The sequence below is a fragment of the Acinetobacter sp. 809848 genome, from assembly GCF_000581275.1.
Taxonomy (GTDB): domain Bacteria; phylum Pseudomonadota; class Gammaproteobacteria; order Pseudomonadales; family Moraxellaceae; genus Acinetobacter; species Acinetobacter pittii.
On the sequence record NZ_JEXG01000013.1, the window covers coordinates 1 to 26226 of the forward strand.

A 26226-nucleotide genomic window follows, 5' to 3' on the forward strand; every position below is an offset into this window, starting at 1 on the left:
CACACGCTTGATAAGCGTGGGGTCACAAGTTCAAGTCTTGTCAGACCCACCATGACTTTGACTGGTTGAAGTTATAGATAAAAGATACATGACTGATGATGTAAGCTGGGGACTTAGCTTAGTTGGTAGAGCGCCTGCTTTGCACGCAGGAGGTCAGGAGTTCGACTCTCCTAGTCTCCACCAGAACTTAAGAGAAGTTCGGATTACAGAAATTAGTAAATAGAGATTTCGGTCTTGGTTTATTAACTTCTGTGATTTAAGTATCACGGTATTAAGCATGACCTGACGAAGGCGTGTTTATTCATTAACAGATTGGCAAAATTGAGTCTGAAATAAATTGTTCACTCAATAACAAAGAGAGAAGAAGTAATTCTGATCTTAGAGTTAATTGAGAACTAGCAAATTAACTGAATCAAGCGTTTTGGTATATGAATTTAGATTGAAGCTGTACAGTGTTTAAGTACACAGGCAACAGATAGTAGTGATGAAGAATCGCACGGACAACACTCACTTGTAGGTGTTGACGACTGTTTGGGGTTGTATAGTCAAGTAATTAAGTGCATGTGGTGGATGCCTTGGCAGTCAGAGGCGATGAAAGACGTGATAGCCTGCGAAAAGCTCCGGGGAGGCGGCAAATATCCTTTGATCCGGAGATTTCTGAATGGGGAAACCCACCTACTTTAAGGTAGGTATTGCAACATGAATACATAGTGTTGCAAGGCGAACGAGGGGAAGTGAAACATCTCAGTACCCTTAGGAAAAGAAATCAATTGAGATTCCCTCAGTAGCGGCGAGCGAACGGGGATCAGCCCATTAAGTTATGTGTGTTTTAGTGGAACGCTCTGGGAAGTGCGAACGTAGAGGGTGATATTCCCGTACACGAAAGGGCACACATAATGATGACGAGTAGGGCGAGGCACGTGAAACCTTGTCTGAATATGGGGGGACCATCCTCCAAGGCTAAATACTCCTGACTGACCGATAGTGAACCAGTACCGTGAGGGAAAGGCGAAAAGAACCCCTGTGAGGGGAGTGAAATAGATCCTGAAACCGCATGCATACAAGCAGTGGGAGCACCTTCGTGGTGTGACTGCGTACCTTTTGTATAATGGGTCAGCGACTTATATTCAGTAGCAAGGTTAACCGTATAGGGGAGCCGTAGGGAAACCGAGTCTTAATAGGGCGTTTAGTTGCTGGGTATAGACCCGAAACCAGGCGATCTATCCATGAGCAGGTTGAAGGTTGGGTAACACTAACTGGAGGACCGAACCCACTGTCGTTGAAAAGCCAGGGGATGACTTGTGGATAGGGGTGAAAGGCTAATCAAGCCTGGTGATAGCTGGTTCTCCCCGAAAGCTATTTAGGTAGCGCCTCGGACGAATACCATAGGGGGTAGAGCACTGTTTCGGCTAGGGGGTCATCCCGACTTACCAAACCGATGCAAACTCCGAATACCTATGAGTACTATCCGGGAGACAGACTGCGGGTGCTAACGTCCGTAGTCAAGAGGAAAACAATCCAGACCGCCAGCTAAGGCCCCAAAATCATAGTTAAGTGGGAAACGATGTGGGAAGGCATAGACAGCTAGGAGGTTGGCTTAGAAGCAGCCACCCTTTAAAGAAAGCGTAATAGCTCACTAGTCGAGTCGGCCTGCGCGGAAGATGTAACGGGGCTAAAACTATGTGCCGAAGCTGCGGATTTGACATTAGTCAAGTGGTAGGGGAGCGTTCTGTAAGCCGATGAAGGTGTATTGAGAAGTATGCTGGAGGTATCAGAAGTGCGAATGCTGACGTGAGTAACGACAAAACGGGTGAAAAACCCGTTCGCCGAAAGACCAAGGGTTCCAGTCCAACGTTAATCGGGGCTGGGTGAGTCGACCCCTAAGGCGAGGCCGAAAGGCGTAGTCGATGGGAAATTGGTTAATATTCCAATACTTCTGTGTAATGCGATGAGAGGACGGAGAAGGTTAAGTCAGCCTGGCGTTGGTTGTCCAGGTGGAAGGATGTAGGTATGTATCTTAGGCAAATCCGGGGTACTCTATACTGAGATCCGATAGCAAGCTGTACTTGTACAGTGAAGTGGCTGATACCATGCTTCCAGGAAAAGTCTCTAAGCTTCAGTTACACAGGAATCGTACCCGAAACCGACACAGGTGGTCAGGTCGAGTAGACCAAGGCGCTTGAGAGAACTCTGCTGAAGGAACTAGGCAAAATGGTACCGTAACTTCGGGAGAAGGTACGCTGTTGTTGGTGATGGAACTTGCTTCCTGAGCTGACGACAGCCGCAGAAACCAGGCCGCTGCAACTGTTTATTAAAAACATAGCACTCTGCAAACACGAAAGTGGACGTATAGGGTGTGATGCCTGCCCGGTGCTGGAAGGTTAATTGATGGGGTTAGCGTAAGCGAAGCTCTTGATCGAAGCCCCAGTAAACGGCGGCCGTAACTATAACGGTCCTAAGGTAGCGAAATTCCTTGTCGGGTAAGTTCCGACCTGCACGAATGGCATAATGATGGCGGCGCTGTCTCCAGCAGAGGCTCAGTGAAATCGAAATCGCTGTGAAGATGCAGTGTACCCGCGGCTAGACGGAAAGACCCCGTGAACCTTTACTGCAGCTTGACACTGAACTTTGACCTTACTTGTGTAGGATAGGTGGGAGGCTTTGAAGTTGGAACGCTAGTTCCAATGGAGCCGTCCTTGAAATACCACCCTGGTAATGTTGAGGTTCTAACTCTGTCCCGTTATCCGGGACGAGGACCGTGTCTGGTGGGTAGTTTGACTGGGGCGGTCTCCTCCTAAAGAGTAACGGAGGAGTACGAAGGTGCGCTCAGCGTGGTCGGAAATCACGCGTAGAGTATAAAGGCAAAAGCGCGCTTAACTGCGAGACCCACAAGTCGAGCAGGTACGAAAGTAGGTCTTAGTGATCCGGTGGTTCTGTATGGAAGGGCCATCGCTCAACGGATAAAAGGTACTCTGGGGATAACAGGCTGATACCGCCCAAGAGTTCATATCGACGGCGGTGTTTGGCACCTCGATGTCGGCTCATCTCATCCTGGGGCTGAAGCAGGTCCCAAGGGTATGGCTGTTCGCCATTTAAAGAGGTACGCGAGCTGGGTTTAGAACGTCGTGAGACAGTTCGGTCCCTATCTACCGTGGGCGCTGGAAATTTGAGAGGATCTGCTCCTAGTACGAGAGGACCAGAGTGGACGAACCTCTGGTGTACCGGTTGTGACGCCAGTCGCATCGCCGGGTAGCTATGTTCGGAAGGGATAACCGCTGAAAGCATCTAAGCGGGAAGCCTACCTCAAGATAAGATTTCCCTAGGAATTTATTCCTCTAAAGAGCCGTTCGAGACTAGGACGTTGATAGGTTGGATGTGGAAGCATAGTGATATGTGAAGCTGACCAATACTAATTGCTCGTGAGGCTTGACTATACAACACCCAAGCAGTTGTATATGAAGCATCAATCGATTCATAAACATGCAAAGCAACTTGATTTAGTTATACTACTAGCTAAAATGAACAAATAAAGTAAGATTCAATCAGCCCATCTGTAAAGATTTGGAAAACGCAACGTATCACACAGTGAATAAAACGAAGCAAGTATCCATACCAGTTGTGCTGGCGACCATAGCAAGAGTGAACCACCTGATCCCTTCCCGAACTCAGAAGTGAAACCTCTTAGCGCTGATGGTAGTGTGGGGTTACCCATGTGAGAGTAAGTCATCGCCAGCTCATTATTCTAAACACCCCCGTTCCAATGAATGGGGGTGTTTTTTTATTGGGGGAATTTGTATCGTCAATTCTTTATATGATTATAATGGAAGAAATTCATATCAAGTCTAATAAGGATATAACATGTCTACCGATCAACAATTCCCAACACCCAATAATTTAGGTATTGCAGTTTATACAAATAATGCAGAAGCTATTGGTAATACTCCTTTAGTTCGCATCAACCGTTTAATTAAAACTGGTGCAACTGTATTAGCGAAAGTAGAAAGTCGTAATCCTGCCTTTTCTGTGAAATGCCGTATTGGGGCTGCACTTATTGCAGATGCAGAAAAAAGAGGTGTGTTGAAAGAAGGCATGCATATAGTTGAACCAACTAGTGGTAATACAGGGATTGCATTGGCTTTTGTTGCGGCAGCGAAGGGGTATGCAATTACTTTGACTATGCCAGCCAGCATGAGTCTTGAACGTAGAAAAGTATTAAAAGCTTTAGGTGCTAATTTAGTTCTAACTGAACCGGCGAAAGGGATGAAAGGGGCGGTTGATGAAGCGGTACGATTAGCAACTGAACAGCCAGATGTTTATTTTTTGCCACAACAATTTGAAAATCCAGCCAATCCACAAATTCATGTGGACACAACTGGCCCAGAAATTTGGCAAGCAACAGGTGGGCAGGTTGATATTTTAGTTGCTGGCGTAGGTACTGGAGGTACGATAACGGGTATTTCTCGTTATTTTGAACAGGTCCAAAATAAGCCATTGTACTCAGTAGCAGTTGAACCTGCTGAGTCTCCAATTATTACTCAAACTAAAAATGGTGAAAGTATTACGCCTGCACCCCATAAAATTCAGGGGATTGGTGCAAACTTTATTCCAAAAAATCTTGATTTAGATTTGGTTGATGAAGTCTTACCAGTGAGTAGTGAAGAAGCAATTCAATGGGCGAGAAACTGTGCAACTCAAGAAGGTATTTTGGTAGGTATCTCAAGTGGAGCTGCCTTGGCTGCTGCAGCTAAAATTGCAGAGCGTCGTGAAAATGCTGGTAAAACAATAGTTGTTATTCTTCCTGATAGCGGAGAACGTTATTTATCTTCTGTTTTATTTGAAGGTTTATTTGACGAATAAAATTAACTATGTAAAAAAGCCCATTAATAGATGGGCTTTTTTATTTGATCTGAATTTATAATGCACTTTTTAAATTTTTCTGATGACGTTTCACAGATCGAGCATATTTTTTTGCTTTGTGTCGTGTCCAGAAGCTTCGCTCATATCCAGTCGGTCCCACATTATAATAAGCTGTTGCTTTGAACCAACTATCAGCTGACTGATAATAGTGATTTAAGATATAAGCCCCACATTGGATATTAGTAGTTTCATCATACAAATTCCCAGCACAAGTTTGTTGCCAATAACTCGGAATAATTTGAGTTAAACCGACAGCACCAGTAGGAGAGCGAGCATTACTATTGTAACTAGACTCTTGCCTGATGACTGCTGCGAGTAAAAGAGGGGGGACATTATATTGGTCAGCACTTTGAATAATCATTGGAGATAGCCGATTGGCTGTACTCGCTGGAACAGAATAAGCTTTTTGTAAGCCAGACGAGAGTTTATTGGAGCGCCAAGAAAATGAGCCACTGTTAGGTCCTAAGCTTGTACACCCTGTCATTATTGTCATCAATGCAATAATAAAAAATTTGAAGCTAAGGCGGTGTAATTCTGATGGTTCAAAATGATCTTGAGCTAAAGATGAGGTAAGCAAAATACAAAACCAATAATCAAATTTCAAATAAAATGATGGTATTCAGCCGTACTTATCGGATCAATATAAGTTCTGTTGCTCAGCACATCTATAAAGTAAGAATTTTGTATAATTAAAATGAAAAAACCCCGACATCCTGTCGAGGTTTCTTCGTATTCAGCTTTATGTAGTTAACTCCTGTCAACTACCGCTTCCTGCGTTCTTATTCTTCTTCAATGAGACATCCTGTCTCTCTATGATTTATATACTATGAAAAAATACTAAAGCTGAATATCCGCAAATCACCGCAAGTTTTGTACGTTTTAACTTACAGTCGTTTTTTTTCAACTTTCTTAGATATGATGTCGACTAATTTCTGGGCTATAGGAGCACAAATCAATACACTTGGGAAAGCTAATATCCATGCAATGATCCAAGCCGATAACCATAATGAAACGAAGTGATGATTTAGCCCTACAGCCTTGAAAGTTGAAATACCTGAAACTATAAAAGACATCATTCCTGATAAAATTAAGAGGAATAAAAGTTTCTGTGCTTTCATGGCCTTATATTCCTTGATAAGCATTTAAGGTCAATGCAAAATTTTCTCCAAATTGTTGAGCAGTTTTAATATCTCCTTCATCAAAACCATCTGCATTACTGCCATGTTCAGCTTGAGCCATTAAGCCTGACCATGAACCGAGACGGTTGGCTGCTTGCGTATAAGGAATGCCTTTGTGCTGTTCAGGCATGATTGGATTACCGACCCATAACATGCCGTGTTGCATACAAAAGGTGAAAATCGAAATTAACGTCGATTGTTTATCACCAGCAGGAAGGGAGGAAACGGTAAATCCAGCCGCTAATTTTCCTTTAAAACTTTGTTTTTTCCATAATGGACCAGTTGCATCCATGAGTTGTTTTAATTTGGAAGATACACCACCTAAATAAGTGGGGGATCCCCAAATTAAGCCGTCATATTGGATGAGAATTTCTGGGCTGTTGATAATATCTTCAGTATTGAGTAAATCTGCTTTCATATTTTTATGGCTCAAAATACCAGTTTGAATTTGCTGAGCAATAAATTGGGTGTGGCCTTGGCGGCTATGGTAAATGATGGCAATAGTTTTCATGAGTAGTCTCCTCTTTATTTAAATTTGAAATAGTTTTGCAGTGAGATATAAGCCACAACCAAAAACAATATGGTTCATCAAACTTTTTAGACAGTTTAAAAAAGGATGAGGTGTTTTTGATGAAGCAAAGCCACCACCCATCGCAGGTTGCATAATAAAAAATGGAATGAGGACGGTGACTACACCAAATAGAAGTGCTGAATAAAACTGAGGTTGGCTAAGCCAAGTTGAACCAATAATGAAAAGAAAACTCAATGCAAAGATAATCCCAACACTATAGTGAGCAATCCAACCCAATAAATACTCATGCTTAATTGAGGGGCTTTTTGCAATAGATTGATGAATAAGTTTCCCTTGAAATATCCAACCAACCCAGCGACCGAGGAAGGCAAAATTTAAGGTCGGAATTTTGAATATCTTTAATATGAACAGCCAGATATCCATAAATATAGTTGCACCAATACCAAGACATAAAGCTTGAAAGAACAACGTAGAGGTATTCATTTTTACACCTTGCTTTTATACGTATGAAACGTGATAAATTTATTGTGCAAGTTCAAGTTCACTTGAAGTCAAGAGGTTATTATGGATATTGGTGAAGTTTCTAAGAAGGCAAAAGTCACAACTGCAACGCTACGCTTTTATGAAGAGAAAGGACTAATTAAATCGATAGGGCGGCAAGGCTTACGTCGACAATATGGCAAGAAGGTAATTGATCAATTGGCATTAATCTCTTTAGGTCGCGCTGCGGGTTTTTCTTTAAATGAGATCGCTGCAATGTTTGGACAAGATGGTAAGCCTGAGCTTGATCGGCAAAAATTAAAAGATAAAGCTGAACAATTAGAGCAAATGGCAAAACGATTGCATTTTATCAGCCAAGGATTAGAACATGCTGCTGTATGTCCTGCTGAAAATCATATGGAATGTCCAACTTTCCAAAAATTTTTAAAAGCAGCAATTGCTGGAGAATATCAGCCAACAAAACTTTAATCAGTTTTCAGCAAAGAAGTCGAATTTTTAAGGTTGTATTAAATAGTTAGTCTTGTCATATTTTTGCCATAAAGATTTCATCTTTTTGAAGTAAAAATTTCATATAAGCTTGATTAAATTTGCTTAATTTTTTACCAAATGTATAAAACCATGAGCAAAAAAACATTAGCGGTATTATTATGCTGTGCCAGTTTAGGATTGGCGGCATGTAATGATGATAACGACCACGAACAAACTTCACCTACTGAAAACGTTACCGAACCAACCTTAATTTCTTTTGCTAAGTTACCTGTAGAAACTTATGCTGCTGGTCCAGACTCTGGCGCATATGTGAAAGGTGCAAATGGAATTTATCCTCCATTTAAAGGTCAACCTGTACAAGGCTTTTCTGCTGCATTAAAAAATGAAGATGGCAGTTATATGGCAATGGCCGATAACGGTTTTGGCACTCAAGATAATTCATCAGACTTTTTACTTCGTATTTATAAAATAAAGCCTGATTTCAAAACTAAAGCTAAAGGCACGAGCCAAGTTACTGTACAAAGCTTTATCCAACTGCGTGATCCGAATAAATTAATTCCATTTAATATCATCAATGGTAATACACCTGAGCGTTTATTAACGGGTGCTGATTTTGACCCAGAGTCGATGCAGCGTACTAGTGACGGGACCTACTGGATTGGAGATGAATTTGGTCCATATTTACTCCATTTCTCAGCAGATGGCGTGTTATTAGATGCACCGATTGCTCTGCCAAATCCGTTAAATCCGACTCAAGAATTACGTTCACCACAAAATCAGTTTAATAAAGCACAAATTAATTTTGTAGAACCTCTAGTTCAACAAAGTGGCGGTTTTGAAGGAATGGCGATTTCGCCAGATGGGCAGTATCTTTACCCTCTTATAGAAAAGCCAATTAAATCAATTCGAGAAACGGAAAGACAATTATTGATTTCTCAATTTGATGTGAAGAAAAAAGCGTATACAGGAAAATATTATTGGTTCCAGTTAGACAGTAAGGCAACCAATATTGGGGATTTCCAACTCTTTAATAATAATGAGGGTATTATTATTGAACGTGATGCCACGCAGAATAATTTAGGAGGTTATAAAAAATTAATTCGTATTAAATTAAATGAGTCAGGCCAGCTAGTCAGCCGCGAAGACTTAGTCGATTTAATTAAAATTGCTAACCAGAATATGTTGTATGGCACAGCTAGAGCAGGGGATATTGGTACGGGACAGGTTTTTGCTTTTCCATTTGAAACCATTGAAGATGTGATTATTGAAAATGGCACAACGCTGACGGTTTTCAATGATAATAACTTCCCTGGTTCGACAGGACGTAACGCAAAACTGGCTGACGATAACGAGATTATTCAGATCCGTTTGCCAAAAGCTTTGTTCTAAGTTCTATAAATAAAAATTAAAACTGCGGCGGATTTTGGTCCGCCGTATTTATTCCAAGAAAAAATATTGAATAAACTTTAATCAAATTAATTTCTATATTGTTGTTTTCGCATGTTTTATAAACAGGGAAAATGAATGAAATTCATGTTAAAATGATCGGCTTTCATCTTTAGATGTCTCTCCTTCATCTGCTAGCCGAGATTCGCAAGCCATGTCTACTGCCTACACCATGCAGACTGCGCCCAAAGCGCTGTTTGATTACGACAAATATTGGGCGTCGTGTTTTGAACCCGCACCATTTTTGCCGATGTCACGAGAAGAAATGGACCAACTCGGCTGGGATGCGTGTGACTTTATTTTAGTCTGTGGTGATGCTTATATTGACCATCCATCATTTGTATCAGGTGTGATTGGACGTGTGCTTGAGGCACAAGGTTTCCGTGTCGGAATTATTGCGCAGCCAGACTGGACCAATGTTGAAAGCTTCCGAGTTTTAGGTAAGCCAACAATTGCTTGGGGTGTAACCGCAGGTAATATGGATTCGATGATTAACCGTTATACGGCAGATCGTAAAATCCGTTCGGATGATGCATATTCTCCAAATAATGAACCAAATAAACGTCCAGACCGCGCAGCAACAGTTTATTGCCAACGTTGTCGAGAAGCATTCCCTGATGTACCTGTGTTATTAGGTGGTATTGAAGGCAGTTTACGCCGTATCGCACACTACGATTATTGGTCAGATAAAGTCCGTCGTTCGATTTTGATGGACTCAAAAGCTGATTTGCTGATGTATGGTAATGGTGAGCGCGCCATTATTGATGTAATGCATCGTTTGGCTAAAGGTGAGAAAATCCACGAGATTACAGATGTTCGTGGTACGGCATTTATTATTAATAAACATAACAAAGCATCAAAAGCAAAGTTTGTTGAAGTTGCGAGTAATGATGTAGATACGGTTGGGCGTGTTGATCCAATTATTAACCCATATGTCATGACAGAAGATATTGATGGCTGTGAGGTTGAAAAAGAAAAGGGTAACTCTTTAGCTCAGTATCAAAATTTCCAAAAAGAGATTGTTGCAAATCCGATTGTGCGTGAAGGCGACAAACTTGATGACGACACTCAAATCGTTCAATTAAAGCCGGCACCGTCAAAAGCGATTAAACACAAATTGCCACCACGAGAGTTGGCGGTTATTCGCTTGCCTTCTTTTGAAGAAGTGGCAAATGATCAAGTGCTTTATGCGCATGCAAACCGTATTTTGCACCTTGAAACTAATCCAGGTAATGCTCGTGCACTCGTTCAACGCCATGGTGAACGAGATGTGTGGATTAACCCGCCTCCAATTCCTCTAACTACAGAGGAAATGGATTATGTGTTTGATTTACCTTATGCACGTTTGCCACATCCTACTTATGGTGATGCTCGTTTCCCTGCATTTGATATGATCAAATTCTCGGTCAACATTATGCGTGGCTGTTTTGGCGGCTGTACATTCTGTTCAATTACAGAACATGAAGGGCGTATTATTCAAAACCGTTCGGAAGACTCGATCTTACGTGAGATTGAAAAAATCCGTGATACTGCACCAAACTTCACCGGTATTATTTCAGATTTAGGTGGCCCAACAGCAAACATGTACCGTTTGCACTGTAAAGATCCTGAAATTGAGAAAAACTGTCGTAAACCTTCTTGTGTATATCCGGGTGTTTGTCAAAACTTGCATACGGATCATGCACCTTTAGTGCAGCTTTATCGTAAAGCGCGTGCCATTAAAGGTGTAAAGAAGATTCTGATTGGTTCAGGTTTACGTTATGACCTTGCGGTACTCAACCCTGAATATGTCAAAGAATTAGTACAGCACCACGTAGGTGGTTATTTAAAAATTGCTCCTGAACATACCGAGCAAGGCCCGTTATCTAAAATGATGAAACCGGGTATTGGTACGTATGATCGTTTCAAACAAATGTTTGACCGTTTCAGTAAAGAAGCAGGAAAAGAGCAATATTTAATTCCTTACTTTATTGCAGCACATCCGGGTACTTCAGATTATGACATGATGCATCTTGCAATTTGGTTGAAAAAGAATGGTTTCCGTGCCGATCAGGTACAGACTTTCTATCCATCGCCAATGGCAACTGCAACAACCATGTATTATTCGGGCAAAAACCCACTTGCTAAAGTCGCTCGCTATACTGAAAAAGTTGATATTGTAAAAGGTGAAAAACGCCGTCGTCTGCATAAAGCATTCTTGCGTTATCATGATCCAAACAACTGGCCATTACTTCGTGAGGCCCTAAAAGAGATGGGTCGCGCAGATTTAATTGGTAATTCGAAGCAGCATTTAATTCCGACTTATCAGCCAAAAGGCACAGAAGGGGAATATAAGTCTGCTCGCAAGAAAAATTCGTCTACAGCAGGTGATTCGGTTAAACGAAATAACCAGCAAACGAATAATCATTCGAATCAAAAGCGTCCACAAAAAGGACAGGTTCTAACGCAACATAATGGTTTACCTCCCCGTGAAACAGGAGAAAAAAGACCGTTTGGCGGGAAAAGTAAACCTAAATCTAAAGTTCGTGGATAATGATAAAACAGGCTCTTAAATAGAGCCTGTTTTGTTTTTTATAACTCTATTTAAATCGTATAATGAGATTTTTGAGGATTTAAAGTACAAAAAACGTAACGAATAATGATAAATAGCCAAAATCTGACGAGCTGCACTTGATTGTTATTGATTCTATGATTATAAATAATGTGAGGGTGGCTAAATTTAAGCCAAGCTTGATAACTACAAGTGAAATTACTAAGTGAACCTTTTAAAAAACGGCTGTGTCGTTATCAATTAAAACAAAGTGTGATCTAGCAAAATCATTATAAAAAACTTAAAGGATTAGGCCCATGTATTATTTAATCACGATCTTATTATTATTTCTGGTTGTTGTTATGGCAGTGAAAAGTCTGTCACGAAGGCATCAACATGATAGTGCTTTAAAGCGCCGTGCAGTGTTAACTAGCCATGAGCAAATGACCTTAACCAGACTACAAACTGTTTTGCCCAAATTTACCGTATTAGCGCATGTATCTTTTGATGCACTTCTAACTACAAAATACGCGCATACACGTCGTAAATATCAAAATATGTCAGCTGATTTTGTTGTGCTTGATCAAAATTATCAGGTAATTGTAGTCGTTGTTCTAGGGGAAAACGGTTTACGCCGAGCGCATCAACAATATGAGCGTCGCCTATTACAATTGGCTGGCTATCGTGTGCTTCATTATAGTAGTGTGCCTGATTATCATGACTTAAGAAGAGATTTATTGAGTTCTGAATCAGAGTTAGCAACTTTGCATGCGACACCCCAGCTAGAAAGAATGTCAAATGCTTTTGTGAAGCCTTAAAAATTCGACATTAGCGCAACTAATCTGAGAGCTCATTTAAGAATATCTTAATAAAATGCTGAAATTCAAAATTTTAAAATTACTAAAAAATTGAGCAATATCACCCAAGATATTGCTCAATTTTACATGGATTTATAATTATAAAAATTATGGAAGTACCGCAACAACCGTCATTTCTACAAGTACATCTGGTGCATAGAGTTTTGATTCTACACATGTACGTGCTGGTGGATGTCCTTCGCTAATCCATGCATCCCAAACCGCATTCATAGCTGCATAATCTTTTTCAATATCTTTTAGGAAAATCATGACAGAAAGGATATGGGTTTTATCTGTTCCAGCTTCTGCCAATAGACGGTCAATATTATCTAAAGTTTGTTGAGTCTGCCCTGTGACATCTGCGCTTGTATCATCGGCGAGTTGCCCAGCTAGGTGTACCAAATTACCTGAAATCGCAACTTCGCAGTAGCGTGAAGTAACGTGTAAACGCTTTACCGTCATAAAAATGCTCTAAAGTGGCTTTATTTAATAGTTTTGATTTTATGAAGAGTTGCTAGGTCGGTGCAAGCAAGTAGAAAAGAATTTCAGTAGATTATTGTGAGGAAGGGATATCTAAGCCATGTATCAGAAGAGCCCTGCAATATTCGGATTTGGTCGTCACGCCAATCACAGGACGATATGCCGAAAGTAAAGGTTGCTTTGGCATGTTGCAAATACATGGGTAATGAATATGCGTGGATTAGGTTACTCTAAAGTTTCAGTAAAAGGGAGTCTATTTTGTTTAAAAGTTGCTCTTTTGAGTGAAAAGTAGTCAATTACCAGAGGTTAAGCTGGAAGTCATCCGCTTGGGTCTGTAATTGATAAACGCCTATACCAATCAGGCGAAACTGGAAATGTTCGGGAATCTGCATTTCATTTAATAATAAAAATAAAACTTGGATTAAGTCCTGTAGCGACTGGATCGGTCTTTTAAAGCTTTTACTATGTTGTAAAGTCTGAAAATTCTTAAGTTTAAGCTTAATATTGACACCACGTGCATTGAGCTGTTTTTTCTCTAGTGTTTGCCACACTTTTTCAGCTAATCCATGCCAATAGGGCTGACATTGAGCCAAAGTAAAATCACTGTCAAAAGTTGTTTCTTTCGAAATTTGTTGGCGAGCTCTTTCAGCTTGAACGGGTTTATGGTCAATGCCCTGAGCATATAGATAGAGTTGTTGTCCATACTTACCAAAGTGGTGAACCAAAACAGCTTCTTCAATTTTCTGTAAATCACCCAGCGTATGTAGCTGAAGCTGCTGCAATTTTTCCTGGGTGACTTTGCCCACACCAGGAATCTTTTTAAGTGGAAGGTCTTGAATAAAAGTAGCAACTTGCGAAGGTTTGATTACACATAAACCATTAGGTTTGTTCCAATCCGAAGCAATTTTTGCCAAAAACTTATTTGGTGCTACACCAGCCGATGCAGTAAGCCCAGTTAATCTAAAAATATCTTCTCGAATGTGCATAGCAACTTCAGTTGCACTCGCAATTTGTTTTAAATTTTCAGTGACATCCAAATAAGCTTCATCTAAAGATAAAGGCTCAATAAGTAGCGTATATTGCTGAAAGATCGAGTGAATTTGAGCGGAGACCATACGGTATTTTTCAAAATTTGGTTCAATAATGACAACTTGAGGACATAGTTTTCTTGCCTGACTCATCGACATGGCAGAACGCAAACCAAATTCACGGGCAGGGTAGGAGGCAGCAGCAATCACAGCTCGCGGATGATGCGAAGAAATAACGACGGGAAGATGCTTTAGATCAGGACGCTCTCGCAATTCGACTGATGCATAGAAGGCATCCATATCAATATGAATGATTTTGCGCATATTATTGTGCTTTCACGATGCCTTGCTGCTGTAAAAATTGATGCCATTCCTTGACTGAACCCTCATAAACATTTAAGTCTACTGGTTTTGTCATGCCTTCAATTTTACCTTGATTACTATGCTGCCAAAAGAGCCATTTTCTTTTGTCTTTCAGCTCAGGTTTTCCTTCGTAATCTCTGACCCACAGCGGTGTATTAGGAAAACTTCCTATTAATACAATGTGGTAAAAAGTTTTGGAAATATAAAAAACAGGCTGTTTGCCATAATGCTGTTTTAAGCGATCATGCATGATGCCTATTTCTTTAAGTAATTGTTCTTTGGTGTGCGCATTAATACAGTTACCGTCATATTCTAGATCGATAACAGGAGGAAGGGCATCGGCTTTGTTGGGTACAGTCGCAATAAAGTTATCCGCTTGCGTTTTACCATCACGGCATAGACGATAAAAGTGATAAGCGCCTACATGAAAACCATGTTCACGTGCCTTGAGCCAGTTTTCCTGAAATTTTGAATCTTTGTAATCGCCGCCTTCAGTCGCTTTTAAATAGACGAATTGGAATTTTTCCGGTGATATTTTTTTCCAGTTAATATCACCTTGATGATGAGAAACATCGAACCCTTGCACCGGATAATCCTGCGCAACAGCTTTTTGTTGATAGAACAAACCAAAATAAGCTAAGACTCCCATAACACAAGCTAAGCCAATTCCGATTAGGGTATTGTGCCGTGATGTGAAAAAAGTTTTAGCCAGTTTGCTCATTCAAAACTCATTAAAATTTGAAGTCGACATCATAGCGTGATTCACAAGAGAGAAACCATGCTAAAAATGCAACCGCTTATACAGACGTATCCTTTGGAATTTGCCAGAAAATAAAAGCAGTAATGACATTGATACAACCGAGGCAAATTAAAGTGACATGGAATGCAGTGGTTACATGAGCTGGGCCATAATAATGAGTAAAGATATTGATGAGTGTACCTGCCAGTGCCACGCCAATACTCATTGATAGCATCATGATCATCGACAAGAAACTATTACCGCTACTAGCATCTTGTTGAGGCAAGTCTTTCAAGGTTAATGTATTCATGCCAACAAATTGCAGTGAATTTAATGTGCCAAACAAGAAAAAGTGCAAGGCTCTAAACCAAGTTGGAGTATCGACGGTCATGATTGCAAAAGAGGCAATACATAGCCCAACTAATGTTGTGTTAATGAGTAAAAAACGTCGATAGCCAATTTTTTGAATAATAGGTCTGACAATTGGCTTTGAAAATAATGAGCCCAAGACCAAGGGAATCATCATTAAACCTGCAATAAAGGGTTCAAAACCAAAAGCAACTTGTAGCATGAGTGGTAAAACAAAAGGCAAAGCATTACCACCAAAGCGAGCAAAGAAATTACCTAAAATACCAATTGCGTAAATTTTGTTTCTAAAGAGTCGGCTACGAAATAATGCATTTTGATGAGTATGTGAATGGTAGGCATACCATAGTGTTGCGATTATTCCGACGACTAATAGCGAAATACTAAACCATTTTGAATATTCAGGTGAGGCTAGATGTTCGATCCCTAAAGACCAGCCAATCATGGCCACGACTAATAAGATGAAGCCACCCAAATCAAATGTTTTGACTGAGGGTTCTTTTACATTTGGCATGACTTTTAGTGTCATTAGTATGCCAAGTATGCCCATAGGAATATTAATCAGGAAAATCCAATGCCAAGTTGCAACTTCAACCAACCATCCGCCCAAAGTTGGACCAGCCAAAGGCCCGAGTAAACCCGCAAGGCTCATTAAGCTCATCGCAGCTAAGAACTGAGTTCGAGGAATAATTTTTAAAAGTGATAATCGGCCAACAGGAAGTAGTAAGGCGCCGCCTATGCCTTGGATGACCCGGAAAAATAACAGCTCATTGAGACTCTGAGAAAGACCACAACCTAAAGAAGCCAGAGTAAAAATTACGATTGCCGACAAGAAAATATTTCTAACACCAAAGCGGTCTGCTAACCATCCACTTAGAGGAATACAGGCAGCAACCGATAATACATAGGCCACCACTACACTGTGCATGCGTAAAGGATCTTCATTTAGATGATGAGCCATTGCAGGAATCGCGGTATTTACAATGGTTGTGTCCAAGGCCTGCATAAAAAAGCCAATAGAAACCAAAAGAACGAGTAGTCGATATTCGGGTTGCAAGGCTTGGTGAGTCGGCGTGGCATTCATAACATTTGAAAATTAACGTTTTGGTCTAGTGTAAAACAAATTGAATTTAAAAGAAGTAAGCCAATGTTGAATACCCCTTTACTAAATCTAAGTTCTTTTGAAGGCAGAGGTGAAAATAGTTAAAACAAAAAAAGCGGCAGAACCGCTTTTTTAAGTAGAGTAGGGGAACAACTAGACAACAAATCTTTTTGGCATTTTTAAGTTTTTAATGACGTTATAAATTTGGTTAACATCATCACATACAATTAATTTAGCTCGATGTTGAAGGGGAAGGAAACCTTCTTGAACTGCATGATCTAATTGAGCAATAAGAGCGTTATAAAAGCCATTTACGTTATATAAAATCATGGGCTTTTGATGTTGGTTGAGTTGGCCCCAAGTGGCTATTTCCAATATTTCTTCAAATGTTCCTAAACCACCCGGCAACGCAATAAATGCACTTGCACGTTCTGCCATCATGGCTTTACGTTCATGCATGGTTTCTACGACATGTAATTCAGTTAGGCCTGCATGAGCGACTTCATAATCAAGCATAAATTCAGGGATCACACCGACAGCTTCTCCGCCGTTTGCGAGAACGCTCTCTGCGACTTGTCCCATTAAACCGATACTGGCACCGCCATAGACTAATCCAAAGCCTTGTTCAGCGATTCCATGAGCAAGTTCAATTGCTTTTTCTCGGTAGATTGGGTTATTTCCTGCACGTGAACCACAATATAATGCAATAAGAGGTTGTTTTGTTTTTACAGCTGTTATTGGTGAATCATTTACTGCCATTGTTAATACGCTATTCATTGTTTTATTTTTACCTTATCACGTTCATATTTCTTGTCTACAGTAAGCAAAAGATATGACAACTTTATAAGCAGATTTATAAGAAAGATTCATGTTTTGTATGGGTTTGGTGAATGCTGGTCATGAACAAATAAAAATGATGAATTTATGTTAAATCTTGCCTATACTAAAAATTCGTTTAACAACATATGAACAAATATGGGTAGTGGTTGTAGTCGCTCCGTTTTAATTTCTTGTCTTAAAAAAACATTTTCCCCCCTTTGTATAGGCGCGCCTGTTGTGTTGCCAAATAAAGATAAAATCCAAACAACACAGGAGCAGGATCAATGATCTTTGAATGGATGTCTGATCCCTCTGCTTGGGTGGGTTTAGCAACTTTAATCGTTCTTGAAATTGTATTGGGGATCGATAACCTCGTTTTTATCGCGATTTTGGCTGAGAAATTGCCGCCAGAGCAACGAGCTAAAGCACGTATAGTTGGTTTGGTGCTCGCGTTAGGAATGCGCCTTGTACTCTTGGCCTCGATTGCTTGGGTCGTGACGCTGACTGAACCACTCTTCCATATTTTTGATCATCCATTCTCTGGTCGTGATTTGATTTTGTTATTCGGTGGTGTGTTCTTATTATTTAAAGGCACCATGGAATTGCATGAACGGATGGAAGGAAAACAACTTCATAAAGAAGATAATCCGGTTCATGCTGCATTCTGGATGGTCATTGTCCAGATTGTTGTGCTTGATGCTGTATTCTCGTTAGACAGTGTGATTACAGCTGTAGGTATGGTGAAAGAGCTGTCAGTCATGATGGTTGCGGTTGTGATTGCTGTCGGAATCATGTTGTGGGCATCAAAACCACTCATGGACTTCGTCAATAAACATCCAACAGTTGTCATTCTGTGTCTTGGCTTCTTGATGATGATCGGTTTCTCTTTGGTGGTGGAAGGCTTTGGTTTCCATATTCCGAAGGGCTATTTATATGCTGCAATTGGCTTCTCGGTTTTGGTAGAAGTTATCAATCAGAGCATGCGTCGCAATCAGGAAAAGCTAGTTACCACTACAGACTTACGTTATCGCACTGCCTCTGCGGTTTTACGTATGTTAGGCAGTAAAAATAGTAGTTCTTCAGATACTCAATCTTCTGATAAAGAAGATGTATTAGCGACGCAAGCTTTTGCTGATGAAGTTTTTGACGAAGAAAATGGTGCTTATCACAGTGTGCTTGTACAAGGTGTGCTTGGTTTATCAGAGCGTCCTGTAAAATCTGTTATGACTCCACGCCCTGAACTTGAGTGGATTGACTTAGACGATGAACCTGAAGTTTTAAAAGAACGTTTAATGTCGATGACACATTCTCGTTTGATCGTTGCACGCGGTGAACTTGATAATATTGAGGGTATTGCGCTTACGCATAAAGTTTTAAACAACTTTATTGAAACAGGTGTAATTGATTTCCAAAAGCATCTACGTGAACCTGTGATTGTGCATGAAAATGCTCAAGTACTTATGGTGATGGAGCAATTACGCCAAGCACCTTTACAAATGGCGATCGTATTAAATGAATATGGTTCAATCGAAGGTATTGCAACACCAATTGATATCTTAGAAGCAATTGCGGGTGAATTCCCTGATGAAGATGAGTTAGACGCTGCTGCTGAAAGCTTGGCAGATGGTTCATTAATGCTTGAAGGTTCAACTGATATTCGCCATGTATCACTTTTATTAGGTCGTGATCTCGTTGACGAAAGTGAACAGTATTCAACTTTATCGGGCTACTTGTTATTCCATTTAGGCCGTTTACCGGAAAATGGTGAAGCTGTTGAGGCAGACGGTTATCGCTTTGAAGTGATTACGATGGAAGGTCATAAAATTGAGAAAGTTCATATTGTTTCTATCGAACAAGATGAATCAAAAGATTAAATGACGTTTTAAGTCTAGAAACATCATAAAATAGCTCAACTCTGAGCTATTTTTTTATTTGAGACACACCAAATGACCCAACAAACTTGTCCATGTGGAAAAGGCCGCTATATAGAATGTTGTGAGCCTTTACATTTAGGCACAGCCAAAGCACTAACGGCAGAGCAGCTTATGCGTTCACGTTATAGCGCTTTTGCATTACAGCAAATTGATTATATTGTGCAAACGACTGCTTTAGGTCAGCAAACAGCTCTTGATAAAGATGCTATCGCAGAGTGGAGCAAACAAAATCAATGGTTGGGTTTAGAGGTGGTTAACGCCAACGAAAAATTAGATAAAACTCATGCACAGGTTGAGTTCAAGGCTCATTATCATGATGGGCAAAAAGCTCAAATTCACCACGAGGTTTCACATTTTGTTTATCACCAGCAAAAATGGTTTTTCCTCGACCCAACGGTCGATATGCAGGTCACCATGAAACAACCTTGTATATGTGGTTCAGGAAAAAAATTTAAGCAATGCTGTGCACAATTTCTGTAAGTTTATCTTAAAATACGCCCACTGTTTGGCCTGAGGGAAAGGGCGATGTTACTCACCGTTATTTATATTATTGCGATTACTGCGGAAGCCATGACAGGAGCATTATCTGCTGGTCGACGGAGTATGGACTGGTTCGGTGTCGTACTGATTGCCTGTGTGACTGCTTTAGGTGGTGGTTCGGTGCGAGATGTATTGCTTGGTCACTATCCTTTAACTTGGGTAAAACATCCTGAATACTTAGTTCTGACCTGCTGTGCTGCATTTGTCACGATTATTATTGCCAAATGGATGCGTCATTTACATAACATCTTTTTGGTGCTCGATGCTTTAGGCTTGATTGGTTTTACGATCATTGGTTGCCAGATTGCCTTACAAATGGGACATGGTTTTGTCGTCTCGGCAGTAGCTGGAGTGTTGACTGGAGTATCTGGTGGTATTTTACGTGATATTTTATGTAATGATGTTCCATTCGTTTTCCGCCGTGAACTCTACGCGAGTATCTCTTTTGTGGCAGTCATCTGTTACTGGGTTTGTCAGGATTTAGGATTAAGCCTAGAGTTAACCGTTATTTCAACTTTAATTTTTGGCTTTACCTTACGTCTGATTGCAATCTATTTTGGCTTAGAAATGCCTAAATTTATTTATAAAGATGATGATGCAGAATCGGCTTCTTCAACCGATGAACATTAATCATGCAGAATTCGATGTGAGCATGATATAACAATAAAATATATTGTCTTGCTCACTTATTTTTTCCAGTAGAGTTTTTCCTATGGATCTGGTTTCACGTATACAAAATCTTCCAATTGGCAAATTTCACTACACATTACTGTGGGTGGTTGGTTTAGGTTGGATGTTTGATGCGATGGACACCGGTATCATTGCTTTTATCATGACAACGCTTGTTAAAGACTGGGCATTAACACCAGCCGAAAGCGGTTGGATTGTGAGTATTGGTTTTGTAGGAATGGCTATTGGAGCTGTTTGCTCAGGAGCTTTAGCAGATCGCTTTGGCCGTAAGACAATATTTGCAGTTACCATGGCCATCTATAGTATTGCGACTGCCTTATGTGCTTTTGCTCCAGATTTGAAGTGGTTATTAATTTTCCGTTTTATTGTTGGTCTTGGGCTTGGTGGACAGTTACCCGTTGCAGTGACATTGGTGAGTGAATATATACCTGCCCATGTACGTGGTCGTTTTATCGTCCTACTCGAAAGTTTTTGGGGTTTGGGCTGGTTAGTTGCTGCACTCATTTCTTATTTTATTATTCCTAAATTTGGTTGGCACATTGCATTTCTTATGGGTGGCCTCCCACTGATTTATATTTTAGTAATTTGGAAAAAACTCCCTGAATCCATACCTTACCTGATTAACCGTGGACGTGTTGAAGAAGCACATGCATTGGTTCAAAAATTAGAAGCTCAAGCAGGCGTTCAAATTGTTCACCATATTGAAGTCGTGCCTGTAGCCATGCGACAAAAAGTCTCTTTTAAACAACTTTGGAGTGGTCAATTCGCTCGCAGAAGCTTAATGCTTTGGCTCATCTGGTTTGGAATTGTGTATTCCTACTACGGTATCTTTACGTGGCTGCCAAGTTTATTAGTGAAACAGGGCTATGACATCGTTAAATCTTTTGAATATGTTTTGCTTATGATTTTGGCGCAGCTACCAGGCTACTTGGCAGCGGCATGGTTTGTAGAGCGATTAGGTAGAAAAATTACACTCGCTGCATTTATCGGTTTTTGTGCGTTGTCTGCATATTTCTTTGGACAAGCCGATAGTGTAAATAGCATTATGTTTTGGGGTTGTCTCATGTCCTTCTTTAATTTGGGTGCATGGGGAGTGTTATATACCTATACACCAGAGCAATATCCAGCCAACATTCGAGCTTTTGGTTCGGGCTGGGCATCGGCAATGGGTCGTTTAGGTGGAATTTTGGCGCCGATAGTTGTCACTCATATGATGGTTTCCAAAAATGGGTTTAGCCATGTTTTTATGATGTTTACTATTGTTTTACTTTTGGTTGCAGCTGTAATTTTAATATTAGGTGAAGAAACCCAAGGTAAAAGACTAGAGTCGATAGGTCTCTAGTTTTGTCTAACTTTATAGCAAGTAACTAAAAATATAGAGAGATGAGACATAATTTGACGCTCAGGTGACAGAGTCCCTCTTGTGTCTGTAACATAGCCCACTTAGCATAAGACTCATTTAAAATAACGACTGATTTGGAAGATAAGCTGACTATGACCAGCCTTGCGCATCAAGCGACAGAAAACCGCTCTGTAGCCGAATTTACTGAACAGGCTTACCTGAATTATGCCATGTACGTCATCATGGACCGTGCATTGCCACATATCAGTGATGGCTTAAAACCTGTACAGCGCCGTATTGTCTACGCCATGAGCGAGTTGGGCTTAAAAAGCAGTGGTAAGCCAAAAAAATCGGCCCGTACTGTAGGTGACGTACTAGGTAAATATCATCCTCATGGTGATTCGGCATGTTATGAAGCCATGGTGTTGATGGCTCAGCCGTTTAGTTATCGCTATCCTTTGATTGAAGGTCAAGGGAACTGGGGTTCACCAGATGACCCTAAATCCTTTGCAGCGATGCGTTATACCGAGGCAAAACTTTCTGCCTACAGTGAGTTATTACTAAGTGAGTTAGGACAAGGCACGAGTGAATGGCAAGATAACTTTGATGGTTCATTAAAAGAACCGATTACTTTGCCAGCACGAGTTCCTAATATTCTGCTGAATGGTACAACTGGTATTGCGGTTGGTATGGCGACTGATATTCCGCCACATAATTTGCGTGAAGTGATTAAAGGAACAATTGCCTTAATTCGTAATCCGCAAACATCAGACGAGAAATTGGCTGAATATATTCCAGCGCCAGATTTACCAACCAAAGCTGAAATTATTACTCCGCCTGAAGAATTACTCAAAATCCAGACGACTGGACGTGGTAGTTACCGCATGCGAGCGGTTTATACCATCGAAAAAAATGAAATCGTGATTACCGAATTGCCGTATCAAGTATCGGGTTCTAAGGTGATCACTCAAATTGCCGACCAAATGCAGGCCAAAAAGCTACCATTAGTGGTGGATGTGCGTGACGAGTCGGATCATGAAAACCCAACACGACTCGTGATTGTACTTCGTTCTAACCGTATTGATGCTGAAGCGGTGATGAGCCACTTATTTGCGACTACCGATTTAGAATCAAGCTACCGTGTTAATTTAAACATGATTGGTGAGGATGGTCGTCCTCAGGTTAAGTCGATTCGACGTATCTTGCTTGAGTGGATTGAGATCCGTAAAAAAACGGTTACTCGCCGTTTGGAATATCATTTAAACCGAATTGAAAAACGTCTACATATTTTGGCAGGCCTTTTAATTGCTTATCTCGATATTGATACGGTTATCCGTATTATTCGTGAAGAAGATCAGCCTAAACCTGTATTGATGGACCATTTCAAAATTGATGAGATACAGGCAGAAGCAATTTTAGAACTCAAGTTACGTCATTTAGCAAAACTTGAGGAGATGGAAATCCGTCAAGAACAGGATGAGCTCTCAGCAAAAGCAGCGATTATTCGTGAACAATTAGAAAACCCAGAATCTTTAAAAAACCTGATTATTGGCGAATTAAAAGAAGATGCGAAAAAGTTTGGTGACGAACGCCGTTCTCCAATTGTTGCACGTGCTGAAGCTGTTCAAATTAGAGAACAAGATTTAATGCCGGCTGAAGCAGTAACGGTAGTTTTATCTGAGGCGGGATGGATTCGTGCTGCAAAAGGTGCGGATGTTGATGCAGAGAATTTAAACTATCGTGCTGGTGACCAATATTTAAGTCATGCGGTGGGTAAAACCAATCAACGAATTTATTTCCTTGATGAGACAGGGCGTAGTTATGCCTTGCCTATTAGTAGTTTGCCATCAGCAAGAGGTTTAGGCGAGCCATTAAGTTCGAAACTTGCTCCTGCAAGTGGAGTCGCGTTTATTCAGGTCTATTTAGATGATGAAGAGTCAGAACTTATTGCTGCTAGCTCATCAGGTTATGGCTTTAAAACTCAAGTCAAACAGTTAGATACTAATGCCAAGGCAGGAAAAAGCTTCTTGTCGGTACCTGAAAAGTCAAAAGCGCTACCGTTAATATCTGCCCAAAACATGACACATTTGGCTGTACTCAGCTCAGCAGGTCGACTCTTGATTATTGATTTGTCAGAACTGCCAAATTTAAATAAGGGTAAAGGTAATAAGTTGATACAACTTGAAGCGGAAGAGCAGATTTTATCCATGACAACCCTGAACTTAGATGAAATAATTCAGGTGGTTGCAGGTCAACAACATCTAAAACTAAAAGGTGATGATCTACAGAAATACATGGGTAAACGAGCTTCAAAAGGGCACCTCTTACCACGTGGATATCAAAAAGCAAATAAACTGTTGATTCAGAGATAAAGCTAGCGTCGAGCAACATAAATACGCTATATATGGCAATAAGTTCAAGCAATGAACTGAACTTATTGGTATTGGATAATGATTAAAAGGACAGCAATTTGGAGTACGCAATTTGTACTCCATGCAAAAAATTTGACAGGGTCAAATTGTCAAAACTTCTGTCTCATAATCTTGTTCGAAAGTGTCATGAATGTGCCAATAAGTTTTAAATATGTTCTGGCACCAAGAAGCTAAAGAATAGCTGGGGCATTGAATAACAGTTATTACTAAGGATTACGAATCGGAGATAATGGCATTATGGAAAAGATTTGGTTTGCAGAATACCAAAAAACAGGGATTCCAGAAACAGTAGCATTGCCTGCGGAAAATACCTCTCTTGTTGATATTTTTGAGAGTAATTTCCAAAAATTTGGTTCTCGTGATGCCTTTATCTTTATGGATAAAGCGATGTCATTTAACGAGTTGGAACTTGCAAGCCGTAAGTTCGCGACCTATTTGCAAAATTTGGGGTTAGCAAAGGGAACTCGTGTGGCAGTGATGATGCCAAACGTATTGCAATATCCTGTAGTTGCATTAGCTGTGTTACGTGCAGGCTTAGTATTAGTGAATGTAAACCCACTTTATACTGCGCGTGAGCTTGAGCATCAATTAAATGACTCGGGTTCAGAAGTACTCGTGATTATCGAAAACTTTGCCAGTGTTTACCAAAGCATTTTAGGTAAAACTCCTGTGAAGCATGTTGTAGTTGCGACAGTAGGAGATATGCTTGGTACGCTTAAAGGTACATTAGTAAATTTTGTATTACGTAAAGTACGTAAGCAAATTCCTGCTTGGAATATTCCAGGGTACGTTAAATTTAATACAGCATTAAATAAAGTAAGTCCGAGTAATTATAAGCGTCCAAATTTAACTTTAAGTGATACTGCCGTGCTTCAATATACGGGTGGTACTACAGGTGTTTCAAAAGGTGCGGAATTAACACATCTTAATTTGGTTGCCAACCTTTTACAGTGTGATGGTATCTTCCAAAGTAAATTTGGTGCAAATGATGGTGCTAAAGGCGACCGTATTGTTTGCGCATTACCGCTTTATCATATTTTTGCGTTCATGGTTTGCGCGATGTACGGTATGTATAAAGGTCAGGCAAATATCTTGATTCCGAACCCACGTGATTTACCAGCGGTAATTAATGAATTACGTAAATATCAGCCATCATTCTTCCCAGCAGTAAATACATTATTTAATGCTTTAGTAAACAATGAAGAATTTAAACAACTTGACCATAGCAATTTAAAAATGGCGATGGGCGGTGGTATGGCAGTTCTACCTTCTACAGCAGAAGCGTGGAAGAAGATTACTGGTACAACCATTATTGAAGGTTATGGTTTGTCTGAGACTTCTCCGGTAGCGACTGCAAACCCTCCTGCATCTACTGAATTTAGCGGCACTATTGGTATTCCGTTACCTTTAACTGAAGTTGCTATTTTAGATGATGACGGTAAAGAAGTTGCCTTAGGTGAGCAAGGTGAAATCTCTATTCGTGGTCCTCAAGTCATGAAAGGCTATTGGAAGCGTCCTGATGAGACTGCGAAAGTCATGACTGCAGACGGTTTCTTCCGTACTGGTGATATCGGCGTTATGGATAGCCGTGGATATACTAAAATTGTAGACCGTAAAAAAGATATGATTTTGGTTTCTGGCTTTAACGTTTATCCAAGCGAAATCGAAGAAGTTATTGCTAAACATCCAAAAGTATTGGAAGTTGCAGCAATTGGTGTTCCTGATGAAAAATCAGGTGAAGTGCCAAAACTCTTTATCGTGAAAAAAGATCAAAGCTTAACGACTGAAGAAATTTTGAACTTTGCTAAAGAAAACTTAACAGGTTATAAACGCCCTCGTTATGTTGAGTTTATGGATGAATTACCTAAATCAAACGTAGGCAAAATCTTACGTAAGGACTTACGTAAGCCAGCCTAAAAAGTTAATAAAAAAGCGCCTTAG

General features: G+C 40.4%; 21 protein-coding genes, 1 tRNA gene and 2 rRNA genes. 15 read left to right on the plus strand and 9 right to left on the minus strand.

The window, feature by feature from the left end; translation table 11 throughout:
• Positions 1 to 107 precede the first annotated feature (107 nt).
• The 4 genes from J536_RS13115 (at position 108) to cysK (ending at position 4857) form a co-directional block, all read left to right on the plus strand.
• Positions 108 to 183, plus strand: a tRNA-Ala gene (locus J536_RS13115).
• A 360-nt stretch (positions 184 to 543) separates the two neighbouring features.
• A 23S ribosomal RNA gene (locus J536_RS13120) occupies positions 544 to 3434 on the plus strand.
• A gap of 186 nt (positions 3435 to 3620) precedes the next feature.
• A 5S ribosomal RNA gene (gene rrf, locus J536_RS13125) occupies positions 3621 to 3735 on the plus strand.
• A gap of 123 nt (positions 3736 to 3858) precedes the next feature.
• Entirely contained in the window at positions 3859 to 4857 is a 999-nt protein-coding gene (cysK, locus tag J536_RS13130; protein WP_005065649.1) for a cysteine synthase A, read from the plus strand.
• Between the two features lie 55 nt (positions 4858 to 4912).
• On the opposite strand, the gene J536_RS0104490 is transcribed toward cysK, so the two are convergent.
• The 4 genes from J536_RS0104490 to J536_RS13145 all read right to left on the minus strand — a co-directional run bounded on the left by J536_RS0104490 (position 4913) and on the right by J536_RS13145 (position 7110).
• Positions 4913 to 5521: a lytic transglycosylase domain-containing protein gene (locus J536_RS0104490; RefSeq protein WP_080630986.1), complete on the minus strand. Its 609-nt coding sequence runs from the start codon at positions 5519 to 5521 to the stop codon at positions 4913 to 4915.
• Between the two features lie 280 nt (positions 5522 to 5801).
• Positions 5802 to 6035 carry a DUF2798 domain-containing protein gene (locus J536_RS13135; protein ID WP_005065652.1) on the minus strand — a complete coding sequence of 78 codons (234 nt, stop codon included), beginning with the start codon at positions 6033 to 6035 and terminating at the stop codon, positions 5802 to 5804.
• 4 nt (positions 6036 to 6039) lie between these two features.
• The gene (locus tag J536_RS13140) at positions 6040 to 6606 is read right to left on the minus strand and encodes a flavodoxin family protein (RefSeq protein ID WP_005065655.1); all 567 of its coding nucleotides are present in this window, start codon (positions 6604 to 6606) and stop codon (positions 6040 to 6042) included.
• A gap of 18 nt (positions 6607 to 6624) precedes the next feature.
• Positions 6625 to 7110 (minus strand): DUF2938 domain-containing protein, encoded by a 486-nt coding sequence (locus J536_RS13145; RefSeq protein WP_005065657.1) that lies wholly within the window; start codon positions 7108 to 7110, stop codon positions 6625 to 6627.
• A gap of 81 nt (positions 7111 to 7191) precedes the next feature.
• On the opposite strand from J536_RS13145, the gene J536_RS13150 reads away from it, so the two are divergent.
• The 4 genes from J536_RS13150 to J536_RS13165 all read left to right on the plus strand — a co-directional run bounded on the left by J536_RS13150 (position 7192) and on the right by J536_RS13165 (position 12411).
• Complete coding sequence (locus J536_RS13150; RefSeq protein WP_005065659.1) at positions 7192 to 7596, plus strand: helix-turn-helix domain-containing protein; 405 nt, start codon at positions 7192 to 7194, stop codon at positions 7594 to 7596.
• 150 nt (positions 7597 to 7746) lie between these two features.
• Positions 7747 to 9006 carry an esterase-like activity of phytase family protein gene (locus tag J536_RS13155; RefSeq protein ID WP_025469756.1) on the plus strand — a complete coding sequence of 420 codons (1260 nt, stop codon included), beginning with the start codon at positions 7747 to 7749 and terminating at the stop codon, positions 9004 to 9006.
• Between the two features lie 211 nt (positions 9007 to 9217).
• Positions 9218 to 11596, plus strand: a complete 2379-nt coding sequence (locus J536_RS13160) for a YgiQ family radical SAM protein (RefSeq protein ID WP_005065662.1) — start codon at positions 9218 to 9220, stop codon at positions 11594 to 11596.
• A gap of 314 nt (positions 11597 to 11910) precedes the next feature.
• Positions 11911 to 12411: a DUF2726 domain-containing protein gene (locus J536_RS13165; RefSeq protein WP_005065664.1), complete on the plus strand. Its 501-nt coding sequence runs from the start codon at positions 11911 to 11913 to the stop codon at positions 12409 to 12411.
• A gap of 147 nt (positions 12412 to 12558) precedes the next feature.
• Here J536_RS13165 and J536_RS13170 read toward each other — a convergent pair whose 3' ends face one another.
• Positions 12559 to 12912, minus strand: a complete 354-nt coding sequence (locus J536_RS13170; RefSeq protein WP_005065666.1) for a RidA family protein — start codon at positions 12910 to 12912, stop codon at positions 12559 to 12561.
• A gap of 193 nt (positions 12913 to 13105) precedes the next feature.
• Between J536_RS13170 and J536_RS25150 the strand changes: the two genes are divergently transcribed.
• Complete coding sequence (locus tag J536_RS25150) at positions 13106 to 13222, plus strand: hypothetical protein (RefSeq protein ID WP_002121660.1); 117 nt, start codon at positions 13106 to 13108, stop codon at positions 13220 to 13222.
• A gap of 4 nt (positions 13223 to 13226) precedes the next feature.
• Here the strand turns inward: J536_RS25150 and dinB are convergent, their stop codons facing one another.
• The 4 genes from dinB to J536_RS13190 all read right to left on the minus strand — a co-directional run bounded on the left by dinB (position 13227) and on the right by J536_RS13190 (position 17305).
• A complete protein-coding gene (dinB, locus tag J536_RS13175) occupies positions 13227 to 14282 on the minus strand; it encodes a DNA polymerase IV (protein WP_005065667.1) in 1056 nt (351 codons plus the stop codon).
• A gap of 1 nt (position 14283) precedes the next feature.
• A complete protein-coding gene (locus tag J536_RS13180) occupies positions 14284 to 15042 on the minus strand; it encodes a GH25 family lysozyme (RefSeq protein WP_005065669.1) in 759 nt (252 codons plus the stop codon).
• Between the two features lie 76 nt (positions 15043 to 15118).
• Positions 15119 to 16510, minus strand: a complete 1392-nt coding sequence (mdtD, locus tag J536_RS13185) for a multidrug transporter subunit MdtD (protein ID WP_005065671.1) — start codon at positions 16508 to 16510, stop codon at positions 15119 to 15121.
• A 171-nt stretch (positions 16511 to 16681) separates the two neighbouring features.
• Positions 16682 to 17305, minus strand: coding sequence for a TIGR00730 family Rossman fold protein (locus tag J536_RS13190; RefSeq protein WP_002121666.1), 624 nt, complete (start codon positions 17303 to 17305; stop codon positions 16682 to 16684).
• 326 nt (positions 17306 to 17631) lie between these two features.
• Between J536_RS13190 and J536_RS13195 the strand changes: the two genes are divergently transcribed.
• From J536_RS13195 to J536_RS13220, 6 genes are all read left to right on the plus strand, one after another.
• A complete protein-coding gene (locus tag J536_RS13195) occupies positions 17632 to 19221 on the plus strand; it encodes a TerC family protein (RefSeq protein WP_002121643.1) in 1590 nt (529 codons plus the stop codon).
• Between the two features lie 72 nt (positions 19222 to 19293).
• Positions 19294 to 19761 (plus strand): YchJ family protein, encoded by a 468-nt coding sequence (locus J536_RS13200; protein WP_005065674.1) that lies wholly within the window; start codon positions 19294 to 19296, stop codon positions 19759 to 19761.
• 45 nt (positions 19762 to 19806) lie between these two features.
• Complete coding sequence (locus J536_RS13205; RefSeq protein WP_002121256.1) at positions 19807 to 20451, plus strand: trimeric intracellular cation channel family protein; 645 nt, start codon at positions 19807 to 19809, stop codon at positions 20449 to 20451.
• A gap of 82 nt (positions 20452 to 20533) precedes the next feature.
• Complete coding sequence (locus J536_RS13210) at positions 20534 to 21853, plus strand: MFS transporter (RefSeq protein WP_002121171.1); 1320 nt, start codon at positions 20534 to 20536, stop codon at positions 21851 to 21853.
• Positions 21854 to 22005: 152 nt separating this feature from the next.
• Entirely contained in the window at positions 22006 to 24225 is a 2220-nt protein-coding gene (parC, locus tag J536_RS13215; protein WP_005065677.1) for a DNA topoisomerase IV subunit A, read from the plus strand.
• A gap of 297 nt (positions 24226 to 24522) precedes the next feature.
• Entirely contained in the window at positions 24523 to 26202 is a 1680-nt protein-coding gene (locus J536_RS13220; protein WP_002121274.1) for a long-chain-fatty-acid--CoA ligase, read from the plus strand.
• Positions 26203 to 26226: the final 24 nt, after the last annotated feature.